Source organism: Streptomyces spinosisporus (genome assembly GCF_022698145.1).
Taxonomy (GTDB): Bacteria; Actinomycetota; Actinomycetes; order Streptomycetales; family Streptomycetaceae; genus Streptomyces; species Streptomyces spinosisporus.
The window spans coordinates 1-6,448 of the sequence record NZ_JALDAX010000042.1 but is presented as its reverse complement, the minus strand read 5'-3'; the positions used below and the strand labels follow the sequence as shown (position 1 = coordinate 6,448).

8 protein-coding genes are annotated in these 6,448 nt (G+C 65.9%); all 8 read left to right on the top strand.

The window, feature by feature from the left end:
* Positions 1-394 precede the first annotated feature (394 nt).
* The 8 genes from MQN93_RS43455 (at position 395) to MQN93_RS43420 (ending at position 6,327) form a co-directional block, all read left to right on the top strand.
* The gene (locus MQN93_RS43455; RefSeq protein ID WP_242713884.1) at positions 395-697 is read left to right on the top strand and encodes a hypothetical protein; all 303 of its coding nucleotides are present in this window, start codon (positions 395-397) and stop codon (positions 695-697) included.
* 1 nt (position 698) lies between these two features.
* Positions 699-1,934, top strand: coding sequence for a WXG100 family type VII secretion target (locus tag MQN93_RS43450; RefSeq protein ID WP_016437590.1), 1,236 nt, complete (start codon positions 699-701; stop codon positions 1,932-1,934).
* Positions 1,935-2,037: 103 nt separating this feature from the next.
* Positions 2,038-2,952, top strand: coding sequence for a hypothetical protein (locus MQN93_RS43445; RefSeq protein WP_242713883.1), 915 nt, complete (start codon positions 2,038-2,040; stop codon positions 2,950-2,952).
* Between the two features lie 52 nt (positions 2,953-3,004).
* Positions 3,005-3,739 (top strand): hypothetical protein, encoded by a 735-nt coding sequence (locus MQN93_RS43440; RefSeq protein ID WP_242713882.1) that lies wholly within the window; start codon positions 3,005-3,007, stop codon positions 3,737-3,739.
* A gap of 7 nt (positions 3,740-3,746) precedes the next feature.
* On the top strand, positions 3,747-4,637 hold the full coding sequence (locus MQN93_RS43435) for a hypothetical protein (RefSeq protein ID WP_242713881.1): 891 nt from the start codon (positions 3,747-3,749) through the stop codon (positions 4,635-4,637).
* 144 nt (positions 4,638-4,781) lie between these two features.
* A complete protein-coding gene (locus tag MQN93_RS43430) occupies positions 4,782-5,069 on the top strand; it encodes a hypothetical protein (protein WP_242713880.1) in 288 nt (95 codons plus the stop codon).
* Positions 5,066-5,983, top strand: coding sequence for a hypothetical protein (locus tag MQN93_RS43425; RefSeq protein ID WP_242713879.1), 918 nt, complete (start codon positions 5,066-5,068; stop codon positions 5,981-5,983). Before MQN93_RS43430 ends, MQN93_RS43425 begins: the two co-directional genes overlap by 4 nt.
* A 149-nt stretch (positions 5,984-6,132) precedes the next feature.
* Positions 6,133-6,327: a hypothetical protein gene (locus tag MQN93_RS43420; protein ID WP_242713878.1), complete on the top strand. Its 195-nt coding sequence runs from the start codon at positions 6,133-6,135 to the stop codon at positions 6,325-6,327.
* The last annotated feature ends 121 nt before the right edge of the window (positions 6,328-6,448 follow it).

Genomic DNA, 6,448 nt, shown 5'->3' with positions numbered 1-6,448 from the left:
AATCCAGGCCGTCAACCGCTGACGAGCCGACGTACCACGCGGGCCGATCGGTACGGCCGCCCTCGCCGCCTCGGGCGGGGCGGCCACGCCGATCCGGCAACCCGGCCGGCCGCCCAGCCCTCACATCACGGTTGGCGTACAGAGGCAGAACTGAGTGTAATCAACACACATCCTTCACGCTTACGACGCCGATTACGCCCAGAATTGCCCTGGTTCGCAGTGCAGTTCGCCCTGGCGAAATCAGGAACCCCGCAGATAGCGTTTGTGCACTTGCAGAACTTCAGTCTCACGGGGGAGTCCGCCTTGAAGCGCCGCATGCCGTACGCAGCCGTCCCGCCCGCCGCGACCACGTACGCGTGATCCGTTCGCGTAGACATTAGACACCGGACCTGCCATGGCTGACCTGCGCCTCGAAGACACGATCTTCCAGGACCTCAAGAAGACCTTCTCCTCCATCAGCGACCGTATGGAGACCGCCCGCCGCACCCTCAAGGGCACCGACGCCTCCGCCGTCGGCGAGGGCAAGCTCATCGACGACGTGCACGACTTCGCCGACGACTGGGCCTACGGGATCAAGCAGCTCGGCAAGCACACCCAGGGCGCCGTGAAGATGATCAACAAGATCGGGGAGAGCTTCGGCAAGCTCGACCTGGACCTCGCCCAGTCCCTCAAGTCCCCGAAGAAGAAGGACTCCTGACGTGGCAGGGCAGCGGCCCGCGTTCCCGCACATCGGCTGGGACCCCACTCCGGGAAACGTCGAGGACACCCGCGACCTCGCCAAGCAGATCGGCAAGCTGGCGGGCGAACTGGGCACGGCGCTGAGCGAACTGGAACGGATCGAGTGCGGTGCCTGGAAGGGCAAGACCGCGATCGCCTTCACCGACTACATCGGCCAGGACGTCACCCCCCTCATCCGCAAGAGCCACGACTCCTTCGACAAGGCCTCCCGCGCCCTGCACCACTGGGCCAACCAACTGGACGGCTTCCAGGAACGGGCGGACCGGCTGGAGAAGGAGGCCGGGGAGAAGCTCAGCGCCAAGGCGGACGCCCAGGCCAAGGCCGACCAGAAGGGCGACGGCAAGGGCAGCGACGAACTCGGCAAGGCCTCCAGCGCGGTGGACGGCGTCATCCAGCGGGTCCACGACCTGGAGGAGGAGTACCGCCAGGCCGCCCGGAAGATCAGCAAGGAGCTGGACAAGGCGGGCGACATCGCCCCCGACGAGCCGGGCTTCTGGGACAAGCTGGGCAGCGGGATCGCGAACGCCTGGGACGCCACGGGTGACTGGCTCCAGGACCACGCCAACCTGATCAAGGCGATCGGCGATGTACTCAGCGACATCACGGCCCTGATGGGTGTGCTGGCCATTGTCACGCTGCCCTTCCCTCCCCTCGCAGCCATCTTCGGCACGGCCGCGCTCATCGGCGCAGGCCTCACCCTGGCGGCCCACGGGATCGCCAAGGCCGCCGGCGCGGATGTGGGCTGGGCCCAGCTCGGGCTCGACGCGGTCGGCCTGTTGCCGGGCATCGGAATGTTCGGCAAGGGCGCCAAGATCGTCGGCGCGTCCAAGGCCGCGCTGACGGCGACCAGGCTCGGCAAGGGCTTCGAGGCGACGAAAATCGCCGGCGGGTCGCGGATCATCATGTCCTTCGGAAAGGAATCCGCGGACATCGTCGGTGGTTTCGGCAAGGCCGGCCTGGTGAAGATCGGAGGCTGGTCCGACGAGGCCTACCAGGTGGCGCATTCGGGCAGCGGCTTGATGTCGCGGATGGGAGGCCTGTCCGTCGCGGGCTATCACCAGGGGCAGTTGATCGGCTCCAAGGGAGCCAACCTCATTCCTGGAGTGAACATCAACCCCTTCGGGGCTGGTGGCATCGCCCTCGACGCGGGTCTCAAGATCGCCCCCAAGATCTACGGTCACTTGGCGGGGGACTAGCCCGAAAACGGGCCTCGGGGAAGCAGGTGTCCTCCCTGACAAGGCATCGTGAAGTGCGAAAGCATCGGTCCGTTGGTCGTCGCGGAGGAGGAACCGTACCGATATGAGCGTCTGGCTGCCCGAAGCGGGCGAGACCCTGATCGCGCGCGCACCCGTCAAGTTCGCCACGGGTGCCGCCACGCGCGTCAAGGGGATGCGGTGGTTCCGCGACACCGAACGCAACGACATTAAGGGCGAATTGGCGGGCTGGCCCGAAGGGCCGACCTATACCGCCCGCTCCACGGGAGACACCGCCGCCCGGAACACCGTCAAGGGCGCCGCGATGGCTGCGGGGGTGGCCATCATGGGCCTTTTGAGCTCCCAGTCCGGCAGTGTCGGCCCCGGCCGTTCCGACAAGGGCTCGGACACTTCCCAGGACCGGCCCGACGAAGTCGAGGACTTTCCCGTCATGTGGGCCGCACCCGGCACCCTCGCCCGCACACTGCCCTGGCAACTGGACCCGGCCCGGGTTTCCGAAAAGGAGTACCGCACCCACGCGGTCATCACCGATCGCCGCCTCGTGATCGTGGGTTTTCCCTACGTCAAGGGGAACGAGCAGCAGATCGACGACACGGTCCTGTGGGAAACACCTCGGTCCACCATCGACCGGGTGGAGCTACGGGACTTCAAAACCGGCAACGATGCCAAGATCGCCTTTTTTGACGGCTCCTGGTGCAGGGTGAGCAGCGTGAAGCGGGAAAGGCTCACGCGATATCTGATCGAACCCCTCGACTTCATTCCACTGGAATCACTCACCCCGGCACAGCGCGCCACCGCCGAATCCTTCGCCGCGGCCCAGGCAGCCGATGCCCGGCCGCCCCTGGTGAAACGGAACCCCTGCGGCTGTTACCGGATCGAGGTCGTGGCGCCCAGCACCATCAGGGCGTCGTTCGGTCACTCGGGCCTGAACACGGTGATGGACGCCAACGGCACCGAACTCAAGCTCACCCAGTACCACCCGGAAGACTTCCTGACCTGACCCTCACTCCCCTCCCGACCGGAACGGCCGACCACGTCATATGAGCCCCGCCGTGGATCCCAAGAACACTCTGCACGTCACGCCTGCCGACAGAAACCTGCCGCCCATCTGGTTCTTCACTCCGGAGGGTTTCTTCGCCCTCCCTCTCGGCATGAGCCCGGAAGAACGCGCGGACAGGGCCAACTCTTTCGTACGAGAGTTGTACTCCCGTGGCGATGAGACGATCTGGGAACCGGCGGCGCCCTACTACGCGGCCATAGCCGAAGTCATGGGGGACACGGGTGTCTCCTACGCAGCGATGGGTCTGTTCTCCACTGCGGACGAGGACGACACCGCAGACGGGGGCGAGACCGCAGACGGGGAGATCAGCAGGCACGAACCTGCCGACGGCGTGGCCCAGTGCGCCCTCACTGTGGGCATTGTCCCCACGGACCAGGACGGATCCGACACCGATGTCGTGGCTCAGGGCATCCTCGCGACTCTGTCCAGCGATCCGTACAACGACGCCATCTGGCTCGACCTGCCGTGCGGCCCGGCGGTGTCCTGCATTTCCGTGCGCGAGTACAAACTCAACCCCGAGATGACGGTGAGCGGCGAGGAGACAAAGCTCCTCACCGGCCAGATCCAGGCCCATGTCCCTTTCCCCACAGGACCGTTCACCGCCGTCTTCACCCTCTATACGGCCTCGATGGATCACTGGGCCGAGATCTACCGCATGATGACGGCAATCCTCCAGACCGTCTCGTTCATCGACCCCGGCGAATCGAATTCCTCTGTGGAGAAGTGACGTAGAGATGGACTGGTACCCCAGCGCCGACGAAGACCTGCAGCTTCGCACCATGGCCAAGTTCGCCACGGGTGTCTCCCCCGCCGTCGCGGGGTCCAGGTGGTTCAGGGACACCGAACGCAACGACATCCAGAGCGAGCTGCCGGGGTGGCCCGAAGGTCCGTCCTACGCCCTGCACTCGACCGGGGACCGTGCCGCGCAGCGCACCGGGCGGGCCTTCATGGTCGGGATCCCCCTGATCGCGAACCTCATCGCCAACATCGGCGGAGCCTCGGGATCGCCCTTCGGGGACGTTCCCGTGCGGGGCAAGCCGGAGGAACCGGAGAACGAGGTCCAGGACTTCCCCGTCATGTGGGCCGCGCAGGGCAGCCTGGCACGGACCGTCCCCTGGCAACTCGACCCGGCCCGCCGCCCCAAGGGCTACACCACCGATCTTGTCCTCACCAGTCGCCGCCTCCTCTTCCTCGGCACGCAGACCGGCACGCTGGACAAGGCCGACGTACTCGCGGAGTTCCCGCGCGACTCCCTCGCCGGTGCCAAGAGGATGAAGTACAGCGAACTCGAGGCCGACGTACGGCTGACCTTCACCGACCAGTCCTGGGTCCGCCTCTTCGCCGGCAATCCCGACAGTGCCGAGCGCTTGTGCCAACTGCTCGCGGGGCAGGTCCGAGCCGTCCCCCAGAGCGAACTCACCAGCGGCCAGCGCGACCGCCTCACCCGCTTCCTCGCCGAACTCCCGGCCAACGCCCAGCCCCCGTCCCTCACCCGCCTGCCCAGCGGAATCCTGATGGTCGAGGTCCGCGTCCGCTCGAAGGCGGCCAAGGACATCCACGAGACGCACTCGATCCTGATGGGCCCCTCAGGAGAGCCGGCCAAGCCGCAACCGGGCGATCTCTAGCAGCGCGGCCAGCGGCCAGCAACCCAACAGGAGCGAACCGTGGAAACCAACGGGCCCGCCCAGCGAGAGTGACTCCTCGCTCACAGCGCGACCGGCGTCAAGTTTATCTTCGCGTTGGCACTCCTCCGTCTGTTCGCGGCCCCGATGAGCAAGGAGCTCCTCAACAACGAGCTGCTGCCCATGCCAACTTGGGAGTGGTCGGTGTGCTCCGTCACCCCCGGGGTCCTGATCTACGTGGCCCGTCGGACCGGGGACTGGAAACAACTCAGGGATGACGTGACCATCATCAAGTGGGCGCTGCGCTTCTACCTTGCCTACGGACTTGCCTTCGCTCTCCTTCAGGAGGAGTGGATCCTCTGGGTGGCCGTTCTCGCCGGCATCGGAGGGCTTGTCAGTATCCGGCAACTCGATCGTGTGGAGCTGAGCCGTTGAAGATCTGGCAGCCCGAACCGGGGGAGATGCTTCTTTCCCGCGCCCCCGTCGCCTTCGCCACCGGCACTGCGACACATGTCAGGGGTATGCGTTGGTTCCGTGACCCGCAGCGCAACGACATTCAGCACGAGTTGCCGGGGTGGCCCGAGGGCCCTTCCTACACGGCCCGCTCGACGGGCAGCGTGGTGGCCCACAAATCCCTGAAGGCCGCCGCGATGGCCGGGGGCGCGGCCATCCTGGCCTTCCTCAGCTCCGCCGGGGGCAACATCAGCGGCAGCGGACACGCCAAGGACGAGAGTTCCGACGCCCCGGACGAGCCGGCCGATGAGGTGGACGACTTTCCTGTCATGTGGGCCGAAGCCGGCACCCTCGCTCGGACTCTGCCCTGGCAGCTGGACCCCGGGCGCGCGGACGAGAAGCACTACCGCACTCATCTGATCGTCACCGACCGCAGGCTGGTGGTCGTGAGCCTCCCCTACCACAAGAAGGATCTGAAGCTGATCGACGACGAACTGCTCTGGGAATGCCCCCGTGCCGACATCAGGAGCATCGAGCTCAAAAACTTCAAGGACGGGACGGATTTCAAGGTCCAGTTTGTGGACGGCTCGTGGTGCCGGCTGAGCTCCGTCTGGCGTATGAAGCTCCTGCAGTATGTGGTGCCGCCGAGCGAGCTGATCCCTCTGGAGTCACTGACACCGCAACAGCGGGCAACCGTAGAAGACTTCGCCGCTCAGCATCAGATGCCGGAATCCTTCTCGCCGATCCTCATCAGAAGGCCGAGTGGTCGAATTCGCGTGGATATCATTCCGCCGAGCAACTTCAAGTCTGCCACCGGGGCTTCGGAAGTAACCATGACCATGGACACTTCCGGGCGAAAAGTCGATATCAACGACTATCTTCCCGAGGACTTCTGACCCCCCTTCGACCTACACCACCACGCCCCGAACGGTCCACCCCATGACGTCACCCGTACCGCTCGCCCCTTCAGCCACCGAGCCCCGCCCATATGGGCCGCCCCTATCAATGGCTGGATCTGCCGTGCGGTCGTGAGGCGACCGATCTCGTGACCGCACAGATCCAGGTGCATGTCCCGTTTCCCACCGGCCCGTTCACGGCCGTATTCACCCTCTTCACGGCGGCCGTGGACTACTGGCCCCGCTTCACCGACATGATGGGTGCCATCCTCCGTACGGTGTCTTTCGCCGATCCGCTGGAAGAGCTGCCCGACGACGCCGGTTCCGGGAACGTCTCCGTCTGACAGCCGGCTGGAACCGCCTGAGAACCAACCAACGCGTTCGGGAACGCGGCAGAGCAGTAGGGCGCCCCCGGAACCCAACCCCGGAGGCGCCCCAAGAACCTCATGCCGAGTGACGCGAGGC